Below are 17,569 nucleotides of genomic sequence, written 5' to 3' on the forward strand. Positions count from 1 at the left end.
TGATGAGCGAGCATCTCACCTACGTCGGCACGCTCTGGCGCTGGACCGGCGGCGCCAACAACGGGACCTGGCATTTCCTGACCATCGGCGGCGAGGCGGGCGAGGCGCTTTCCGGCACTGCGCTGATGCGGCGGCTGGAAGGTCATTCGCGCGGCTTCGGCTCTCTCAAGGTTGCGGCGCGGATCGGCGCGACGAGGTTCGCTACCTCGGTGTTTCCAAGCAAGGCGGATGGAGGCTGGATCCTGCCGGTCAAGGCCTTGGTACGGAAGGCCGAGGGGATCGGCGAAGGCGACGAGGTCGAGGTCTCGCTGGAATACTGATGACGGGCGTGTAATCGAGGCCGCCGGTCTTCGAACACTCTGTCCCCGCCCACGCGGGGACGACGGGTTCGGGTTCGATGGAAGGGGGCTGGGAAACGCCCCCCTCAGATCCGCTCCGCGTCCGCCACCGCCTCGCTGGCCCTGAGCGCACCGGAAATGCGCGTCAGGTGGGCGAGGTCCGAGACCTCGAGGTCCACCTCGTAGGTGCCGAAAGGCTCGTCGCGCTGGACCATCTGGAGGTTGGCGACGTTGGCGCGGTTGCTGGCGAAGATCTGGGTCACTTCGGCCAGGGTGCCGGGGCGGTTGTAGAGCACCAGCCGCAGGCGGCCGACCGCGCCGGTGGTGCGCTCGCCCCACGAGAGGTCGAGCCAGTCGGCGTCGCCGCCGCTGGCCAGCGTCATGCAGTCGATCGTGTGGACCTCGACCTTGTGGTCGGGGCGGCGCAGGCCGACGATGCGGTCGCCGGGGACCGGGTGGCAGCACTGCGCCAGCTCGAAGCCCATGCCCGGCGTCAACCCGCGGATCGAGATCGCGCGCTCCGAATTGGTCCACTGGGGCTCGTCGGGCATCTCGGCGGTGCTGCCGGGGACCAGTGCCTCCATGACCTGGCGGTCGGTGAAGCGCGCCGATCCGATCGAGAACATCAGGTCCTCCTCGTCGCGCAGGCCGAGCCGGCTGATCGCGCCCGAGAGCGCCTTCTTGCCGATGCGCTGGGGCAGGCGGCCGGAAATCTCGTCGTAGAGCTTGGAGCCGATCTCGGCGACTTCGGCGCGCTCCTTGGCGCGCACGGCGCGGCGGATGGCGGCGCGCGCCTTGCCGGTGACGACGAAGCCGAGCCACGACAGTTGCGGCTCCGACGTCGGGCTCTTGATGATCTCCACCACGTCGCCGTTGACCAGCTGGGTGCGCAGCGGGACGTGGCGGCCGTTGATCTTGGCGCCGACTGCCGCATTGCCCAGCTTGGTGTGGACGGTGTAGGCGAAGTCCACCGCCGTCGACCCCTTGGGCAGCTGGAACAGCGAACCCTTGGGAGTGAAGGCGAAGATGCGGTCCTGGTAGATCGCCAGCTTGGTATGCTCGAGCAGTTCCTCGGCATCGTGGCTGGCATCGACGATCTCGATGAGGTCGCGCAGCCAGCCGACCTGGCCGTCGGGCCGGACGCCGCCCTGCTTGTAGGCCCAGTGCGCGGCGAGGCCGAATTCGTTGAGCCGGTGCATGTCCTGCGTGCGGATCTGCACTTCCATGCGCATCGAGCCTTCGAAGATCAGCGCGGTGTGCAGCGACTGGTAGCCGTTGGACTTGGGGGTGGAGATGTAGTCCTTGAAGCGGCCCGGGATCATCTGCCAGGCCTGGTGGAGCACGCCCAGCGCCTTGTAGGTGTCGTCCACCGAGTCCGTCAGCACGCGGAAGGCCATGATGTCGGTGATCTGCTCGAACGTCACGTGGCGCTCGGCCATCTTGCGCCAGATCGAATAGGGATGCTTCTCGCGGCCCGAAACCTCGACGTTGAGGCCCGCTTCGGCCAGCGCCTGCTTGATCGACAGCGCGATGGCGTCGACCTGCCCGCCTTCCTGGCTGCGGATCTGCGTCAGACGGCCGGCGATGGTGGCGTAGGCCTCGGGCTCGAGCTGCTCGAAGGCGAGCAATTGCATCTCGCGCATGTATTCGTACATGCCCACGCGCTCGGCCAGCGGCGCGTAGATATCCATGGTCTCGCGGGCGATGCGCTGGCGTTTCTCCGGCTTCTTGATGAAGTGGAGCGTGCGCATGTTGTGCAGCCGGTCGGCCAGCTTGACGAGCAGGACGCGCAGGTCCTCGCTCATCGCCAGGAGGAACTTGCGCAGGTTCTCCGCCGCGCGCTCGCTCTCCGTCATCGCCTCGATCTTGGAGAGCTTGGTGACGCCGTCGACCAGCCGCGCGACCTCGGAGCCGAACAGCTTCTCGATCTCCTCGATCGTCGCCAGCGTGTCCTCCACCGTGTCGTGGAGCAGCGCGGTCATGATCGTCTGCTGGTCGAGCTTGAGCTCGGTCATCAGGCCGGCGACTTCGACCGGGTGGCTGAAATAGGGGTCGCCGCTGGCGCGCTTCTGGCTGCCGTGCTTCTGCACGGTATAGACATAGGCGCGGTTGAGCAGGGCCTCATCGGCCTCCGGTGCGTATTCCTTGACGCGTTCGACGAGTTCGTACTGGCGGAGCATGTCACCCTGTCATGTCAGGATTTATTGCAGCGCGACAAGGGGAGATGCATCGGAGTGCATATTTTGCAACGCAGCACTCGACCTCCTGGATCAATCCGGAATGCCTCCGCCCGGTCTTATTCATCGGTGTTGCAGACTGGCCGAAAACCGGCAAGCGGCCATATTCAATCGATTTCATAGTTAATATACGGAAGTATTTTGTTAACCATAGGGGAACGCTCCGCACGCATAACGGTGGTCGGACCGGAGCGGTAGCCGCCGCTCTCCCCCCCGCCACGGCGCGGCTCCGGTTCGAACCTATCAGCTCCATGGAGCCGCAACACGCGGCCCTTCCGGGAGCGCGAGATTCGAGGAGGCACCCAGACGCCATGGCAGACCACGACAGTTTCGCGAGCGACGAGCCGCATTGGCTGACGACGGCTTCGCTTTCCCTGCCGCAGGTCCTGTCGGCTCATACCGCGCCGGCGGACCGGCATCCGGAACGCTCGCCGCGCGTACGCACGCTGATCCGCGCCGTGATCGGCGGCGAGGGCCGCGCCGGACAGGACGTGATCGTGCGCAATGTGTCGCCGGGCGGCATGTGCATCGCCTCGCGCACCCTGCTGCCCGACTGCGGCGAGACACTGCACGTGGCGCTGCCAGGACAGGGAGACCTGAAGGCGGAAGTGCGCTGGGTGGGTGACGGCGAGTTCGGCATCCAGCTCACCGGCGGGGTCGATCTGTCGCAGGTGCAGCCCTCGGGCCGCCGCCGCAACGCGGGTTTCGCCGCCGCACTCGAACGGCTGCTGGGGGTCAAGCCGCATCAAGAGCGCACCTCGTCGGGCCTGCGGCCCTGCTGACCCGCGACCCGGCTTGACCGCGTTTCGCCCCTGCACAATAGTGCGGGGGTGAACGAGACCGTGGTCGACCCCAACCCCGCCGCTTCCGCCCCCTGCGCCGTGCTGCCGGCGCGGCCCGAGCCCATCCGGCTCGATCCGGCGACCACCGCCGTCATCGTCGTGGACATGCAGAACGCCTATGCCACGAAGGGCGGCTACGTGGACGAGGCCGGCTTCGATGTCGGCCCAGCCGCCGCGGTGATCGGCCGGATCGGCGAAGTGCTAGGCACCGCGCGCACCGCCGGGATGACCGTGGTGTTCCTGCAGAACGGCTGGGATTCCGGCTATGTCGAGGCGGGAACACCGCTCTCGCCCAACTGGCACAAGTCGAACGCGCTCAAGACCATGCGGGCGCGGCCCGAACTCTCCGGCAGGTTCCTGGCGCGCGGCGGCTGGGATTATGAGCTGGTCGACGCGCTGACACCGCAGGATGGCGACCTGCGCGTCCACAAGCCGCGCTATTCCGCCTTCTTCAACTCGCAGCTCGATTCCGTCCTGCGCGCACGCGGCATCCGCACGCTGGTGTTCACCGGCATCGCCACCAACGTCTGCGTCGAATCCACCCTGCGCGACGGCTTCCACCTCGAATACTTCGGCGTGCTGCTGGAGGACGCCACCCACCACCTCGGCCCGGACTTCATCATGGAGGCCACGGTCTACAACGTGGAGAAGTTCTTCGGCTGGGTCAGCACCGTCGCCGATTTCCGGACCGCCGTGAGCCAGCTTCCGCCCAAGGAGTGACAATGCCCTTCGAAGCCATCAACCCGCCGCAGTTCCCTGCCCCGATCGCGCCCTACTCCGCCGGCGCGAAGGCCGGGAACACGCTCTATGTCTCGGGCATGCTGGCGCTCGGCCAGGGCGGGCTCGTGCTCTATCCCGGTGATGCGGCAGCGCAGACCCGTCATGTGCTGGAATCGATCAAAATCACCGTCGAGGCCGCAGGCGGCACCATGGCCGACGTCGCGATGAACCACATCTTCCTCAAGGACATGGCCGACTACGCCGCGTTCAACCAAGTCTACGCCGAATACTTTCCCGGCAACAAACCGGCGCGCTACTGCATCAAGACCGACCTCGTGAAGCCTGACTGCCTGGTCGAGATCGCCTCGGTCGCCCATCTTGGCTGAGGCCACCGGCCTCCACTACGAGTTCCACGGGCCCGGGGGCGCGCCTGTACTCATCCTGTCGAGCGGCCTCGGCGGCGCTGGCGGGTACTGGGCGCCCAACCTCGCCGCCCTGTCTGAAAACCACCGCGTCCTCACCTACGACCAGCGCGGCACCGGCCGCAGCGATCGCGCCCTGCCCGACGCCACCTCGATCGAGGCCATGGCGCAGGACGTCGTCGCGCTGATGGACGCGCTCGATATCGAGACCGCGCACTTCGTCGGCCACGCGCTCGGCGGCATGATCGGCATCGAGACCTCGCTGCTCTCGGGCCGGATCGACCGGCTGGTCGTCGTCAACGGCTGGCGCACCCTGTCCCCCCACACCCACCGCTGCTTCGAGGCGCGCCTCGCCATCCTGCGCAGCGCCGGGGTGGAGCCGTTCCTGCGCGCGCAGCCGCTGTTCCTCTACCCGCCCGACTGGATCGCCGCCCACGACGCCGATCTGGAGGCCGAACTCGCCCACCACCTCGCCGCCTTCCCCGGCGCCGAGACCATGGAAAAGCGCATCGCCGCCGTCGCCACCTTCGCCCCCACGCCCGAGCGGCTGGCGCGCCTGCGCGACGTCCTCGTCATCGCCACGCGCGACGATTTCCTGGTGCCGCAGGCCGCCTCGCTCGACCTTGCCGGGCCGATCCCCGGCGCCGACATCGCCACCTTCGGCTGGGGCGGCCACGCCTGCAACGTCACCGATCCCAAGGGCTTCAACCGCCTCGTCCTCGGCTTTCTCGGGAGCTAGTCCATGCAAGTCGGCGTCTTCGTTCCCATCAACAACAACGGCTGGCTGATCAGCACGACCTCGCCGCAGTACATGCCCACGTTCGACCTCAACAAGGAGATCGCGCTGCGGGCCGAGAAGCACGGGCTCGATTTCCTGCTCTCGATGATCAAGCTGCGCGGCTTCGGCGGCAAGTCGGAGTTCTGGGAATACGGGCTGGAGAGCTTCACCCTCATGTCCGGCCTCGCCGCCGTGACCGAGAAGATCAAGATCTACGCCACCTGTCCCACCCTCATCATCCCCCCCGCCTTCGCCGCGCGGATGTGCAACACCATCGATTCGATCAGCCACGGCCGCTTCGGGCTCAACCTCATCACCGGCTGGCAGCCGCCCGAGTACACCCAGATGGGTCTCTGGCCGGGCGAGGAGCATTTCCGCAACCGCTACCAGGTGCTCGACGAATACGCCCATATCCTGCGCGAGCTGTGGGAAACCGGCCGCTCCGACTTCAAGGGCGAGCACTACCAGATGGACGACTGCCTCGTGCGTCCCACGCCTACCGGCGACATGAAGATCATCTGCGCCGGCTCGTCCGATGCGGGACTGGCCTTCTCGGCCAAGTGGGCGGACTATGCCTTCTGCCTCGGCGTCGGCGTCAACACGCCCACCGCCTTCGCCTCGAACAACGCGCGCCTCGCGAAGTTCACCGCCGAGACCGGGCGCGACGTGCAGGTCTTCGTCCTCGTCATGATCATCGCCGCCGAGACCGACGCCGAGGCGCAGGCCAAGTGGCAGCTCTACAACGACGGCGTCGACATCGAGGCGATCGCCTGGCTCGCCGACCAGGGCGCCAAGGACACCGTCAACACCGACACCAACGTCCGCCAGCTCGCCGCCCCGGAGGGCGCCGTGAACATCAACATGGGCACTCTCGTCGGCAGCTACGAAACGGTGGCGAAGATGCTCGACGAGATGGCCGAAGTCCCCGGCACCGGCGGCGTGCTGCTGACGTTCGATGACTTCGTGGAAGGCGTCGAGAACTTCGGCACCCGCATCCAGCCGCTGATGAAAAGCCGCGCCGGGGTGGCCTGAGCCCCCCTACCCGGCCTGCGTCCCGCCAAGCGCGATGCGCCGCGACACCCCGATCGCATCGAGGAAAGCCTCGTCGTGGCTGACGACCAGGAGGGCGCCGTCGAACGCGGCGAGCCCGGCCTCGATCGCGGCGATCGAATCGAGATCGAGGTGGTTGGTCGGCTCGTCGAGGATGAGAAGCTCCGGCGGCGTCGGGCTCCCGAGGATGCAGGCGAGGCCGGCCCGGAGCACCTGCCCGCCGCTGAGCGTGGCGACCTTCTGCAGCGACGCATCCGCCCGGAACTGGAACTTCGCCAGTGCCGAGCGACAGGTGAAGTCGTCCGTGCCGGGATTGAGCGCCTGGAAATTCTCGGCGATCGACAGCGACGGATCGAGGATGCCGGCGGTCTGGTCCAGCATCGCCATGCGTGAGCCGCGCAGGATCGTGCCCGAGAACGGCGCGAGCCGCCCGGTGACGAGGGCCAGCAGCGTGGTCTTTCCGGCGCCGTTCGGCCCCGCCAGCGCCAACCGCTCCGGCCCGGTCAGGGTGAACGAGACATCGCGCAGCAGCGGCGCCGAAGGATCGTAGCCGCCGGATACCTTCCGGAGCGCAAGGACGATCTTGCCTGCGGGCAGTCCCGTCGGGGCCAGCGCGACCGCCATCGTTTCGAGCATTTCGATCTGTTCGCGCGCGGCGATCGCCGCCGCGGAGGCTTCGGCACGCTGGCGCTGCGCGAGGCGGACGTTCTCTCCCCCGGTGTTCTCGGCGCGCTGCTTGCGGGCACCAGCGACGATCCGCGGCATGTCGCCGCGCGCGCCCTTGCGGCTGCCGGCCGCGTCGCGCCGCTGCTTGCGCTCCACCGCGACCTGCGCCTTGCGCGCGATCTCCGTCATCTGCCGCTCGGCCACTTCGAGGTCGTGGTGCGCCGCCGCCAGTTCGATCGCCTTGCGTTCGCGGTAGTGCGTCCAGTTGCCGCCGTAGCGGGTCGCGCCCAGCGAGGTCATCTCGACGATGGCATCCATCGTCTCCAGCAGTTCGCGGTCGTGGCTGACGATGATCGCCCCGGCCCGCCACGACGCGAGCAGGTCGAGCAGCGCCGCCCGCCCCTCGCGGTCGAGGTTGTTCGAGGGCTCGTCGAGCATCAGGAAGTCCGGCTCGGCGAGCAGGACGCCGGCCATGGCCGCACGGGTTCGCTGCCCGCCCGAAAGTTTCGTCAGCAGGGTGCCGGGCGCGGCGTCGAGGCCCACCCGCCCGAACGCCGACATGGCGCGGGATTCCAGCGTCCAGTCGACTTCGGCGAGTTCCTCCATGGTGGCCAGCCCGGCCTCGGCCTTGCGCAGCACGGCAAGGTCGGCGGCGATGCCGAACAGGTCGGCGATGGTCTCCCCCGGCGCGACCTGCACGATCTGGCGCAGGACGGCGATGCTGCCGCTGCCCACGACCTTGCCCGAAGTGGGTTCAAGTTCGCCGGATAGCACCTTGAGCAGGCTCGTCTTGCCCACGCCGTTGCGACCGACGATGCCGACGCGCTCGGCGTTGAAGGCAAGGTTGAGATTAGCGAAGACCGACTGGCCTTCCGGTGTCGACCAACCGAGGTCGAACGTCGTTATCGAGGCGGACATGCGTGTGTTTCCTGGCAGCAAGACGGGTCTGAATTGCGGTCAGGTCAAATCACATCGTCGTTCTGGTCCATTCGATAATCGGGCGTCCTTTCTTACCGCCGTCGCGCGCCGCGCTCAAGACCCATCAGCCCGGCGCCCGGCCGGGCCGTGTCTCGGGCAGCATCAACAGCACCGGCAGCACCCCCAGCGCCACTGCGGCGATCATCACGCCCGGCGCGGTGGGAGAACCGGTCCGCGTCGTCAGGAACTGGGCGAGCCACGGCGTCAGTCCGCCGAACAGCGCGGTCGCGGTGGTGGCACCGAGCGCGAGCCCGCTGAGGCGGCCCTGCGCGGGCACCTGCTCGGCGGTTGCCACGGCGCCCACCGCGCTCACCCCGCCGGCGAGCATCGCCAGCACCACCGCGCCGAGCAGCGCCGCGCCCGGCGAAGCTCCGGCGAGCAGGCGGAACAGCAGGTATGGCATCGCCGCGCACAGGACCGCGAGGCCGACCAGCACCGGCCGCCGCCCCACCCGGTCGGACAGCAGGCCGACGAAGGGCGTGACCACGATTACCGCCAGCGCGGCGAGCGTCGCCAGTTGCAGCGCCTGTGCCTCGCTGAGGCTGCCGGCGGAGGTCAGGTAGACCGGCACATAAGTGATCCCGACGTAATAGGTGATCGAGCCCAGCGCCGAGATCGCGAAGCCCCGCAGGATGCCGGCGCGGTGGCGCGAAAGGGCATGGGCAAGCGGGCGGCGCTCGAGCGTCCCGGCCTCACGGTGGGTTTCGAACTCGGGCGATTCCTGCATGGCGGCGCGGGCGAACAGGATGCTGGCGGCCAGCGCCGCGCCGAACAGGAACGGCAGGCGCCAGCCCCAACTGTCCAGTTCCGGCGCAGGCATCAGACTGACGGTCAGCGCCGCGATGCCCGCCGCCAGCAGCCCGCCGATCTCGCTCGTCGCCGCCGCCAGCGAGGTGACGAGGCCCCGGCGATGCGCCGGCGCGCCTTCGAGCAGGTAGGCGACGACGCCGGTGTACTCGCCCCCCACCGCGAAGCCCATCACGCAGCGCAGTAGCAGCAGGAGCACACCCGCGAGCGGCCCGACCTGCGCGGCGGTGGGCAGCATCGCGGTCAGCAGCATCGCCGCCGTCATCAGCGCCATCGAGGCGAGCAGCGTCGCGCGCCGTCCGCGCCGGTCGCCGAAGTGGCCGAACACCATCGCACCCACCGGCCGCATCAGGTAAGCGACCGCGAAGCCCGCCAAGGTGGTCAGCACCCCGCCGTGGCCGGCGAAGAACACCCGCGACAGCACCGTGGCGAGGTAGAGGAACAGGGTGAAGTCGTACCATTCCACCACCGTCGACAGCGCGGCAAGTGCAAGCGAGCGGCGGTCGAGCGGTTGGGGCGATGTCATCGGGGGAGCGTAACTGGGGTATGGTGCGGGAGCAACCGCCTCGACTTCGCGCAAAAGCCCCCGTCGTCCCCGCGAAGGCGGGGGCCCCGCTTGTTCTTCGGCCTCAACGTCAACCGCAAGTAAGCGGGGCCCCGCTTTCGCGGGGACGACGGGACTTGTTAATTCAACCCAGGCGCAAAAGGCATTCCACGGCCGCCCCGCTCAGCTCCAGGTCGCCTCGGGCGGCAGGCTCATGAGGATGGCGTCGATGTTGCCGCCGGTCTTGAGGCCGAACAGCGTGCCCCGGTCGTAGACGAGGTTGAACTCGGCATAGCGCCCGCGCCATTCGAGCTGGACGGCCTTGTCGGCAGGCGTGAACGCCATGCCCAGCCGCCGGCGCACGAGGCGCGGGAAGACCGCCAGGAACGCCTCGCCCACCGCGCGGGTGAAGGCGAAGTTGGCTTCCCACGCGGCTTCGTCGCCGCATTCCAGATGGTCGTAGAAGATCCCGCCGACACCGCGGTGGACCTTGCGGTGGGGGATGTAGAAGTACTCGTCCGCCCAGGCCTTGTAGCGCTCGTAGTAGCCCTCGCCGTGCGCGTCGCAGGCAGCCTTGAAGGCCGCGTGGAACTCGGCGGTGTCCTCGTCGTACGGGATCGGCGGGTTCAGGTCGGCACCGCCGCCGAACCAGGCCTTGGTGGTCGTCAGGAACCGCGTGTTCATATGGACGGCGGGGACGTGGGGGTTCGCCATGTGCGCGACGAGGCTGATGCCGGTCGCGGAAAAGGCGTTCTGCTCGGCCGAGGCGCCATTGATGGTGGCGGCGAAATCCTTCGCCAGCCCGCCCGAGACGGTGGAGATGTTGACGCCCACCTTCTCGAACACGCGCCCCTTCATGAGCCCGCGGGTGCCGCCCCCGGTCTCGTCTTCGCCGCCTTCGACCGCCGCGCGCTGCCAGGGGGTGTAGTCGAACGACGCGTCGGAGCCTGCCTCGCGCTCGATCGCTTCGAATTCGGCGCAGATCGCATCACGCAAAGAGCGGAACCAGTCGCTGGCGCGGGCGGTGAAAGGGGTCCAGTCGGTCATGATGGGCGCTTGCCAAATCGCGGGGGCTGCGGCAAGGGAAAGCCATGGTTCCCTTTTCGTTCCAAAACGACGAGATGCTCCTCGTCGATGGCGGCGCCCCGGCCACCGGCGTGGGCCGCGCGTCCGCGCTGTATTGGCCGCGTGAACAGGCGCTGCTGGTCGCCGACCTGCACCTCGAGAAGGCGAGCTTCTTCGCGCGCACTGGGCAGATGCTCCCCCCCTACGACAGCCGCGAGACGCTGGAGCGGCTGGCCGTGGCGGTGCGCGTCACCGGCGCGCGGCGGGTCTTCGCGCTGGGCGACAACTTCCACGACAGCGCCGGGCCGGGCCGGCTCGAGGCGCACGCGGCGGGAATGCTCGCCGCGCTCACCCGCGCGCTCGACTGGGTGTGGATCACCGGCAACCACGACCCCCACCTCGGCGCCGAGGCGGGCGGCACCCGCGTCGAGGAACTGATGCTCGGCGGCCTGGCGCTGCGCCACCAGGCGCTGCCGGGGACGCGCGAGGCGGAAGTCTCGGGCCATTTCCATCCGCGGCTGGTGGTCCAGGCGCGCGGGCGGCGGATCGCCCGGCCCTGCGCGGTGGTGAGCGAGAAGCGCCTGATCCTGCCCGCGTTCGGGGCGCTGACCGGGGGCATGAACGCGGCCGACCCGGCGATCCTCTCCGCGCTCCAGCCCGCCGACGCGATCGAGGCGCTGGTGCCCGCGCAGGGCCGCATGGTCCGCTATCCGCTCTGGCGAAAAGCCGCCTGAATACCCATATCCCGCAAGCGACCGAACGGCCGCTGCGGGCATTCATTCCGTGTTCTACGATTCCCGCTTTGCGTGGGCGTACGAATCGCATTAATGACGCCCGATTCGAACACGCGACAGTAACGATTCAGGAGAACGTCTATAGCACCCCCTCCCCGGCGTATGATGACGCCACCGGTCAAGAGCGGACCGCGTTTCAATAACATGATCCAGTCCGACAAGGTCCGGGTCATCGACCAGGACGGCGAGAACCTCGGCGTCATGTACACGCGCCAGGCGATCGAGCAGGCAGCCGAGGTCGGTCTCGACCTCGTTGAAGTCTCGCCGAACGCCGATCCGCCGGTGTGCAAGTTCCTCGATGTGGGCAAGTACCGGTACGAGGCCCAGAAAAAGGCCAATGCCGCGCGCAAGACCCAGAAGACGCAGGAGATCAAGGAGATCAAGATGCGTCCGAACATCGACGACCACGACTATGACGTGAAGATGCGCAACATCCATCGCTTCATCGAAGACGGCGACAAGGTGAAGGTCACCCTGCGCTTCCGCGGTCGCGAGCTTTCGCATCAGCAGCTGGGCATGGACCTGCTGCGCCGCGTCCAGACCGACTGCGAGGAAATCGCCAAGATCGAGGCCTATCCCCGCATGGAAGGTCGCCAGATGCTGATGGTGCTCTCGCCCAAGTAAGGCGCGCATCGCAGAATCGACGCATACGCGAGGGCGTGGCCGATGGCCGCGCCCTTTGTCGTTTGGGGATTGCAGCCCTCCGGAATCATCAGCAGGTCCGGCGCGGTGATGCCTCGTTGTTCCCGCGCTGACTTGCCGGGCCACTCGGCCCCGCGATTACAGCGCAGGGCAGCCGGGCGCTGCGTTGTCAGCCGCGCCACTCGCGGCGATCTTCGGCCGCGCGCAGGACTTCGTAGGCGACCTGATAGATCTGGAAGGCCTTGGCGGCCTCCTCGTCGCCGGGGCGGACGTCGGGGTGGACTTCCTTGGCGCGGCTGCGCCAGGCCTTCTTCACCGCGTCGAAATCGGCGTCGGGATCGAGCCCCAGTGCCTCCAGCGCGCGCAGTTCATCGCCGCTGCGGGTGCCGTCGCCCGATCCGGCCCAGCCGTAGTGGGCCGATTCCTTGAAACCGCCGTTGTCGGAGCGCTCCTGCGCCTCGCGCATCGCGGCTTCCTCGGCGTCGAGGCCGGCGAAGTAGTCCCATCCCGAATTGTATTCGGCGGCGTGCTTCTGGCAGAAATACCAGCGGTCGGGGTTGTTCGGGCTCTTGGGCGCGGGGCAGTCGCCCGGGTCGGTGCAGCCGTGCCGGTCGCACAGACGAACCTGCGCCGCTTCGCGCGAGCTGCCGTAGCCGCGCCAGCGCGGGAACCCCCAGTCGGATGATCGGCGTACGCGGCTCATCCGAAGCGCGATAAGCCGGGACTCGAAGGCGATGCAAGCCTTGATGCGGATTGGTACGATTTGGCGGGCAGGTTCCTCCCGCCGGCATGGATGGAGGAACCACCCACAGGTGGCGGCAGGGCACCTCGGCTTACTAAAGTCCGGTAAGCCGAGGCAGCCCTCCACCATGCTTCGCATAGTCCCCCTCCCCCGTTTGGGAGAGGAAGGTCTTCAGTCGATGGTCACGGTCACGGCGCGGCGGTTCTGCGCCCAGGACTGCTCGTCGGAGCCGAGCGCGATCGGGCGCTCCTTGCCGTAGCTGATCGTGCTGAGGCGGTCGGGTTCGACGCCGAGGCTGATGAGGTAGTTCTTGGCCGAGTTGGCGCGGCGTTCGCCCAGCGCGAGGTTGTATTCGCGGGTTCCGCGCTCGTCGGCGTGGCCTTCGATCGTCGCGCGCTTGGCGGGATACTGCATCAGCCACTGCGCCTGCCTGGACAGCGCCTGCTGGTCCTCGGCATCGACGTCGTACTTGTCGAGCGCGAAGTAGATCGTATCCGAACCCATCATCTTGGCGACGAAGTCCGCCTGGCTGCCCGGGGTGGCAACGCCCATCCCGCCGCCGGTATCGGTGCTGGTGGCCGGGCCGGGCTCGGGCGGAAGCTGCGCGGGGGCCTTCTTGCTGCAGGCCGAGATCGCCAGTGCGCCCGCGACGATGAGCATCGTCGCGCCGACGCGGGTGGTTCGCGAGAGGGAGTGGGAGGTAGGCATCGGGCAATCTCCTATGCTGCTCAGCCTTTGTGAATGGCCGGCATGTTCTGAAGTTCCGTTCAATATTTAACACAGCCAACCTGAACGACCGCCAACGAATCGGCAGCGGTCGTCCGGAAGCGTGTCGGTCAGGGGCGCACGGGACCCCAAGCGGGGTCGGAGGCGCCCACAGGAGTAGGCAGCTTGCGCTCGTTGCGGCCGGTCAGGTCGACCTGCCAGATCGAGGCGGTGCCGCTGGTCTTGGCGGTGCGGAAGAACTGCACGATGCGCCCGTTCGGCGACCATGTCGGAGCCTCGTCCTGCCAGTTGTCGGTGAGGTGGCGCATGCCGCCGCCGCTCGGGCTCATGACGGCGACGCGCAGGTTCCCGGCGATGTGCGTGAAGGCGATCTGGTCGCCGCGCGGGCTCCACTCAGGCGTCGCGGCGCGGCCGCCGAAGAAGCTGATGCGGCGCTGGTTCGAACCGTCGGCGCCCATCACGTAGACCTGCTGGCTGCCCGAACGGTCGCTCTCGAACACGATCTGGCTGCCGTCTGGCGAGTAGGATCCGCCGATGTTGATGCCGGGGCCGTTGGTCAGCTTCTGCGGCGTGCCGCCGCCCGCCGACGAAATGCGGTAGATGTCGGTCGTGCCGCTCTTGGCCATCGAATAGAGCACCCACTTGCCGTCGGGCGACCAGCGCGGCGCCAGCGTGGGCGCGCCGGTGCGCGCGACGAGCGTCTGCCGGTCGGTGGCGAGGTCGTAGGCATAGATGCTCGGCTGGCCGTTGAGGTACGACAGGTAGAGGATCTTGGAATAGTCAGGCGAATAGCGCGGGGTCAGCGCCATCGCCTGCCCGCTGGTGAGGTAGCGGTGGTTGGCGCCGTCCGAATCCATGATCGCCAGCCGCTTCATGCGGTGGTCCTTGGGGCCGGTCTCGGCGATGTAGGCGATCTTGGAATCGAAGAACGGGCTTTCGCCCGAAAGGCGCGAATAGACCATGTCGGCGCACTTGTGCGCGGCGCGGCGCCAGTCGGACGGCGGCACCTGCCAGCCGCCCTTCACGAGCTGCTGCTTGAGCGCGACGTCGTAAAGGTAGCAGCCCACGGTCAGGTTGCCGTCGGCCCCGGCGCGCACATAGCCCTGCACCAGCATGTCGGCGCTGCGCGAGGCCCAGGTGCCGTAGTCGGGCGCCTGCACCTGCGCATAGGCGGGCTGGGGCAGTCCGTCCGGGCCCGAGGGTTTGAACAGGCCGTTGTTCTTGAGGTCTCCCGCGACCACCTGCGACAGAGCCCGGCCAAGCGCGCCGGTGGTGCCGGCGTTGGTGCGGGTGGGCACGTCGGCATCGGTGGCGAACGAGGTGATCGCGATGCCGAGGTCCTGCCACTCGCTCTCGTCCGACACGGTGACTTCGAGCCCGGCGTCGGCATCGGCGGCGGGCGCGGGTGCAGGCGGGGGCGTCTGGGCGAATGCGGCGCTCGACACCGAAAGCATCAGGCCAAGGGCGAGGATAGGGGTTATCTTCATTGCGATAGCCTTCTGTCAAAGTTGGTCGTCACGACCTTCCAGCCTTCGTAGAGGTCCTCGGGCAGATTGAACGGCGCCGCAAGCTTCACTGCACGGATAGCCTGCTCCTGATGCCGCGCTACCTGGGCCTTATTGACATCGGTCTGCCCGGTGGTGGCGATGACCTGGGGCTCTCCCGACAGCGAGCCGTCGCGGTTCAGGCGGAAGCGGACCTTGGTGACCAGCAGTTCCACGTCCGCCCCCTCAGGCGTGCGCCAGTGGGGTTTCAGCTGCCGGCCGATCGCGGCGTTGAGCGCGGAAATCTGCGCCGGCCCCACCTTGGCGGCGGGCGCGCCGGTCCCGGCCGGGGCCTTCGCGCCCGGGGTGCCCTGCTTGAAGGCGTCGTCGAAGGCGCTGGAGCCCGCCTTCTTGGGCGGCGCCGCGCTCTTGCTCGAGCCGGCGGTCTTGCCCGGAGGCGCGTTGGTCTTCGCAGGAGCCTTGCCCGCGCTCTGCGAAGGCGTTTTGACGATGCGGTCAATCGGGCTCGACTGGCGCGCCGGCGGGGTGGCCGCCTTCTTCGGCGGCGCCTTCTCGGCCGGCCTTGGCGCGGGCTTGGGAGCCGGCTTCGGGGCCGGCTTCGGCGGCGCCTTCGGGGCCGGTTTCGGCGCGGGCCTCGGAGGCTGGGGCTTCGGTTGCGGCTGGGGCCTGGGCTGCGGCTTGGGCGGCGCGGGCCGTGGCTTCTCTACGGCAGGCGGCGCCGGCTCGGGCGCAGGCCGTGGTTCCGGCTGCGGCGCCGGAGCAGGCTCGACAGGCTGCGCGGGCGCGGCCTCCGGGGCGGGCTCACCGAGTTCGGGGCTCTTGTCGGGCGCGGCGGCCGCGTTCGGGTTCGGCGAGGTGGAGGTCATGCCTACCTCCTCGCTGATCGTCACCTCGATGCGCTGCGGCGGCTTGACCACGTCGTGATCGCCGGGCTTGAGATACAGGATCGCCCAGAGCACGGCCGCGTGCAGCGCGATCGCCACGCCAAGGCCGATGCCTTCGTCTTTTCGCAGTCCCCGGGATGCCATCAGGCGAACTCTACCCCGCGCGCCTTAACCGCCGCTGACATCGGTCACCAGTGAGATCGAGGAGAAGCCGGCGCGATTGAGTTCACCCATGACTTCCATCACCCGGCCATAGTCCAGCGCCTTGTCGGCGCGCAGGGTGACGAGCGGCGGCTTGCCGTCGGGACCCGCCGGAGTTGCGGCGAGACGGTCGGGCAATTCGCCCGGCGCCAGCTGCGTTTCCTCGTAGTAGACCGAGCCGTCGCTCTTGATGGTGATGACGATCTGGCCCTGCTCCTCGCTCATCGCCTTGGCGCGGGTCTCGGGCAGTTCGATCGGCACTGCGGCCTTGAGCAGCGGGGCGGTGACCATGAAGATGATCAGCAGCACCAGCATCACATCGACCAGCGGCGTGACGTTGATCTCCGCCATCGGGCCGCGAGCGCGGCGCCGCCCTCGCCTGCCGCCACCGCCGGACATTCCCATCGCCATCAGCGCTGCTCCAGCTGGCGGGTCAGCGCGGCATGGAGGTGGTCGGCGAAGCGCTGGAGGCGCGCCTCGAAGCCGTTCACCTTATGCGAGAAGCGGTTGTAGGCGATGACCGCCGGAATCGCCGCGAAGAGGCCGATGGCGGTGGCGAACAGCGCCTCCGAAATGCCCGGCGCGACGACGGCGAGCGAGGAGTTCTGCTGCGCGCCGATGTCGAAGAAGCTCTTCATGATGCCCCAGACGGTCCCGAACAGGCCCACGAACGGCGCGACCGAGCCGACCGTCGCCAGGAAATTCAGGCGGTCCGACAGCGTGTCCGCCTCCTCGCCCACGGCCGAGTTCATGATGAGAGCGATGCGCTGGCGCGCGCCTTCGGGATCGACCTTGCCGGTGGCGTTGCGGCGGAATTCGCCGAGCCCCGCGCCCGCGACCTTGCCCATCGGCACGTCGCCCCGCTTGCGCTCCTTCTGGTACGTCTCGAAGTTCTGAGCTTCCCAGAAGCCTTCCTCGTACTCGTCGCAGCGGCGCGAGACCGCGCCCATGCGGAACGTGAAGGTGACGATGATCGTCCATACCCAGACGCTGGCCAGCAGCAACCCGACCATGATCGCCTGCACGACGATATCGGCGTCGAGGAACAGCTTGACCGGGTTGAGGCCGCCGGTGTCTCCGGCGAAGTGGATGGTGGAGGCGAGCAGGTCGAGCGTCATTCTTGTCCTTCCCGTCCGGCTGGGCCGGGGTTTTTGATCGGTTCGAGCGAGGCGAAGGCGGCCTGCCATGCCTCGGGTTGTCGGCGTGGTCGTCCTTCAGGACTGATGAACCCGACCTTTACCGTGGCTTCGCAGAGCCGCGCCGAACCGCATCTGGCGGTCTGGCGCAGCGTGGCGGAGACGCGGCCGACGGTCTCGGCCCAGGTCTCGATCACCACCGCGTCGCCCAGCCGCGCGGGCGCAAGGTAGCGCAGGTTCGCCTCGGCCACGGTGTAGAGGCCGGTGCCCGCCTCAAGCGCGGCGCGCTGGTCGATGCCGAGCACGTCGAGCAGGTCCGAGCGCGCGCGCTCGAACCAGCGCAGATAGTTCGCGTGGTAGACCACCCCGCCCGCGTCGGTGTCCTCGTAGAACACGCGTAGCGGATAGCGGTGGACCTTGCCGTCGATCACGCCCGGCTGCGGGGTGAGGGAGGAATGGGGGGTGTCCGTCATACTCGCGGGTTGTGTAACG

19 protein-coding genes are annotated in these 17,569 nt (G+C 68.3%); 8 read left to right on the forward strand and 11 right to left on the reverse strand.

Annotated elements, in window-relative coordinates:
• Nucleotides 1-2 precede the first annotated feature (2 nt).
• On the forward strand, nucleotides 3-320 hold the full coding sequence (locus tag AC07M9_RS12475) for a DUF1905 domain-containing protein (protein WP_494884073.1): 318 nt from the start codon (nucleotides 3-5) through the stop codon (nucleotides 318-320).
• 104 nt (nucleotides 321-424) lie between these two features.
• Here the strand turns inward: AC07M9_RS12475 and AC07M9_RS12480 are convergent, their stop codons facing one another.
• The gene (locus AC07M9_RS12480) at nucleotides 425-2,518 is read right to left on the reverse strand and encodes a RelA/SpoT family protein (RefSeq protein WP_494884074.1); all 2,094 of its coding nucleotides are present in this window, start codon (nucleotides 2,516-2,518) and stop codon (nucleotides 425-427) included.
• 368 nt (nucleotides 2,519-2,886) lie between these two features.
• On the opposite strand from AC07M9_RS12480, the gene AC07M9_RS12485 reads away from it, so the two are divergent.
• Genes AC07M9_RS12485 through rutA form a run of 5 tightly spaced genes read left to right on the forward strand, consistent with a single transcriptional unit; the run spans nucleotide 2,887 to nucleotide 6,369 of the window.
• On the forward strand, nucleotides 2,887-3,357 hold the full coding sequence (locus AC07M9_RS12485) for a PilZ domain-containing protein (RefSeq protein WP_494884075.1): 471 nt from the start codon (nucleotides 2,887-2,889) through the stop codon (nucleotides 3,355-3,357).
• A 48-nt stretch (nucleotides 3,358-3,405) separates the two neighbouring features.
• Nucleotides 3,406-4,137, forward strand: a complete 732-nt coding sequence (rutB, locus tag AC07M9_RS12490; protein WP_494884076.1) for a pyrimidine utilization protein B — start codon at nucleotides 3,406-3,408, stop codon at nucleotides 4,135-4,137.
• Nucleotides 4,138-4,139: 2 nt separating this feature from the next.
• Complete coding sequence (rutC, locus tag AC07M9_RS12495; protein WP_494884077.1) at nucleotides 4,140-4,523, forward strand: pyrimidine utilization protein C; 384 nt, start codon at nucleotides 4,140-4,142, stop codon at nucleotides 4,521-4,523.
• Complete coding sequence (gene rutD, locus AC07M9_RS12500) at nucleotides 4,516-5,298, forward strand: pyrimidine utilization protein D (protein WP_494884078.1); 783 nt, start codon at nucleotides 4,516-4,518, stop codon at nucleotides 5,296-5,298. The genes rutC and rutD overlap by 8 nt, the downstream gene beginning before the upstream one ends.
• 3 nt (nucleotides 5,299-5,301) lie before the next feature.
• On the forward strand, nucleotides 5,302-6,369 hold the full coding sequence (rutA, locus tag AC07M9_RS12505) for a pyrimidine utilization protein A (RefSeq protein WP_494884079.1): 1,068 nt from the start codon (nucleotides 5,302-5,304) through the stop codon (nucleotides 6,367-6,369).
• A gap of 6 nt (nucleotides 6,370-6,375) precedes the next feature.
• Here the strand turns inward: rutA and AC07M9_RS12510 are convergent, their stop codons facing one another.
• From AC07M9_RS12510 to hemF, 3 genes are all read right to left on the reverse strand, one after another.
• Nucleotides 6,376-7,971, reverse strand: a complete 1,596-nt coding sequence (locus AC07M9_RS12510) for an ABC-F family ATP-binding cassette domain-containing protein (RefSeq protein ID WP_494884080.1) — start codon at nucleotides 7,969-7,971, stop codon at nucleotides 6,376-6,378.
• A 124-nt stretch (nucleotides 7,972-8,095) separates the two neighbouring features.
• A complete protein-coding gene (locus AC07M9_RS12515) occupies nucleotides 8,096-9,364 on the reverse strand; it encodes an MFS transporter (RefSeq protein WP_494884081.1) in 1,269 nt (422 codons plus the stop codon).
• A 201-nt stretch (nucleotides 9,365-9,565) separates the two neighbouring features.
• Nucleotides 9,566-10,429, reverse strand: coding sequence for an oxygen-dependent coproporphyrinogen oxidase (gene hemF / locus AC07M9_RS12520; RefSeq protein ID WP_494884082.1), 864 nt, complete (start codon nucleotides 10,427-10,429; stop codon nucleotides 9,566-9,568).
• 44 nt (nucleotides 10,430-10,473) lie between these two features.
• Between hemF and pdeM the strand changes: the two genes are divergently transcribed.
• Both pdeM and infC read left to right on the forward strand, forming a co-directional pair.
• Nucleotides 10,474-11,181, forward strand: a complete 708-nt coding sequence (gene pdeM, locus AC07M9_RS12525) for a ligase-associated DNA damage response endonuclease PdeM (RefSeq protein ID WP_494884083.1) — start codon at nucleotides 10,474-10,476, stop codon at nucleotides 11,179-11,181.
• A 162-nt stretch (nucleotides 11,182-11,343) separates the two neighbouring features.
• Nucleotides 11,344-11,865 carry a translation initiation factor IF-3 gene (infC, locus tag AC07M9_RS12530; protein WP_404480091.1) on the forward strand — a complete coding sequence of 174 codons (522 nt, stop codon included), beginning with the start codon at nucleotides 11,344-11,346 and terminating at the stop codon, nucleotides 11,863-11,865.
• A 187-nt stretch (nucleotides 11,866-12,052) separates the two neighbouring features.
• Here the strand turns inward: infC and AC07M9_RS12535 are convergent, their stop codons facing one another.
• From AC07M9_RS12535 to AC07M9_RS12565, 7 genes are all read right to left on the reverse strand, one after another.
• Entirely contained in the window at nucleotides 12,053-12,586 is a 534-nt protein-coding gene (locus AC07M9_RS12535; RefSeq protein WP_494884084.1) for a J domain-containing protein, read from the reverse strand.
• A gap of 210 nt (nucleotides 12,587-12,796) precedes the next feature.
• Nucleotides 12,797-13,333 (reverse strand): peptidoglycan-associated lipoprotein Pal, encoded by a 537-nt coding sequence (pal, locus tag AC07M9_RS12540; RefSeq protein WP_494884085.1) that lies wholly within the window; start codon nucleotides 13,331-13,333, stop codon nucleotides 12,797-12,799.
• 128 nt (nucleotides 13,334-13,461) lie between these two features.
• A complete protein-coding gene (gene tolB, locus AC07M9_RS12545) occupies nucleotides 13,462-14,838 on the reverse strand; it encodes a Tol-Pal system beta propeller repeat protein TolB (protein ID WP_494884086.1) in 1,377 nt (458 codons plus the stop codon).
• Nucleotides 14,835-15,884 (reverse strand): cell envelope integrity protein TolA, encoded by a 1,050-nt coding sequence (gene tolA / locus AC07M9_RS12550; protein WP_494884087.1) that lies wholly within the window; start codon nucleotides 15,882-15,884, stop codon nucleotides 14,835-14,837. The genes tolB and tolA overlap by 4 nt, the downstream gene beginning before the upstream one ends.
• A 24-nt stretch (nucleotides 15,885-15,908) precedes the next feature.
• Nucleotides 15,909-16,352, reverse strand: coding sequence for an ExbD/TolR family protein (locus AC07M9_RS12555; protein WP_494884088.1), 444 nt, complete (start codon nucleotides 16,350-16,352; stop codon nucleotides 15,909-15,911).
• Nucleotides 16,352-17,059 carry a protein TolQ gene (gene tolQ / locus AC07M9_RS12560; RefSeq protein WP_494884089.1) on the reverse strand — a complete coding sequence of 236 codons (708 nt, stop codon included), beginning with the start codon at nucleotides 17,057-17,059 and terminating at the stop codon, nucleotides 16,352-16,354. Before tolQ ends, AC07M9_RS12555 begins: the two co-directional genes overlap by 1 nt.
• On the reverse strand, nucleotides 17,056-17,550 hold the full coding sequence (locus AC07M9_RS12565) for a YbgC/FadM family acyl-CoA thioesterase (RefSeq protein WP_494884090.1): 495 nt from the start codon (nucleotides 17,548-17,550) through the stop codon (nucleotides 17,056-17,058). Before AC07M9_RS12565 ends, tolQ begins: the two co-directional genes overlap by 4 nt.
• Between the last annotated feature and the right edge of the window lie 19 nt (nucleotides 17,551-17,569).

The sequence above is a fragment of the Novosphingobium sp. GW821-FHT09E05 genome (assembly GCF_059416165.1).

Excerpts from the sequence above, each read along its gene's own strand:
- AC07M9_RS12475 (WP_494884073.1), top strand. The coding sequence starts at position 3 with ATGAGCGAGCATCTCACCTACGTCGGCACGCTCTGGCGCTGGACCGGC.
- AC07M9_RS12480 (WP_494884074.1), bottom strand. The coding sequence starts at position 2,518 with ATGCTCCGCCAGTACGAACTCGTCGAACGCGTCAAGGAATACGCACCG.
- AC07M9_RS12485 (WP_494884075.1), top strand. The coding sequence starts at position 2,887 with ATGGCAGACCACGACAGTTTCGCGAGCGACGAGCCGCATTGGCTGACG.
- rutC (WP_494884077.1), top strand. The coding sequence starts at position 4,140 with ATGCCCTTCGAAGCCATCAACCCGCCGCAGTTCCCTGCCCCGATCGCG.
- rutA (WP_494884079.1), top strand. The coding sequence starts at position 5,302 with ATGCAAGTCGGCGTCTTCGTTCCCATCAACAACAACGGCTGGCTGATC.
- AC07M9_RS12510 (WP_494884080.1), bottom strand. The coding sequence starts at position 7,971 with ATGTCCGCCTCGATAACGACGTTCGACCTCGGTTGGTCGACACCGGAA.
- AC07M9_RS12515 (WP_494884081.1), bottom strand. The coding sequence starts at position 9,364 with ATGACATCGCCCCAACCGCTCGACCGCCGCTCGCTTGCACTTGCCGCG.
- hemF (WP_494884082.1), bottom strand. The coding sequence starts at position 10,429 with ATGACCGACTGGACCCCTTTCACCGCCCGCGCCAGCGACTGGTTCCGC.
- pdeM (WP_494884083.1), top strand. The coding sequence starts at position 10,474 with ATGGTTCCCTTTTCGTTCCAAAACGACGAGATGCTCCTCGTCGATGGC.
- infC (WP_404480091.1), top strand. The coding sequence starts at position 11,344 with ATGATGACGCCACCGGTCAAGAGCGGACCGCGTTTCAATAACATGATC.
- AC07M9_RS12535 (WP_494884084.1), bottom strand. The coding sequence starts at position 12,586 with ATGAGCCGCGTACGCCGATCATCCGACTGGGGGTTCCCGCGCTGGCGC.
- pal (WP_494884085.1), bottom strand. The coding sequence starts at position 13,333 with ATGCCTACCTCCCACTCCCTCTCGCGAACCACCCGCGTCGGCGCGACG.
- tolB (WP_494884086.1), bottom strand. The coding sequence starts at position 14,838 with ATGAAGATAACCCCTATCCTCGCCCTTGGCCTGATGCTTTCGGTGTCG.
- tolA (WP_494884087.1), bottom strand. The coding sequence starts at position 15,884 with ATGGCATCCCGGGGACTGCGAAAAGACGAAGGCATCGGCCTTGGCGTG.
- AC07M9_RS12555 (WP_494884088.1), bottom strand. The coding sequence starts at position 16,352 with ATGGCGATGGGAATGTCCGGCGGTGGCGGCAGGCGAGGGCGGCGCCGC.
- tolQ (WP_494884089.1), bottom strand. The coding sequence starts at position 17,059 with ATGACGCTCGACCTGCTCGCCTCCACCATCCACTTCGCCGGAGACACC.
- AC07M9_RS12565 (WP_494884090.1), bottom strand. The coding sequence starts at position 17,550 with ATGACGGACACCCCCCATTCCTCCCTCACCCCGCAGCCGGGCGTGATC.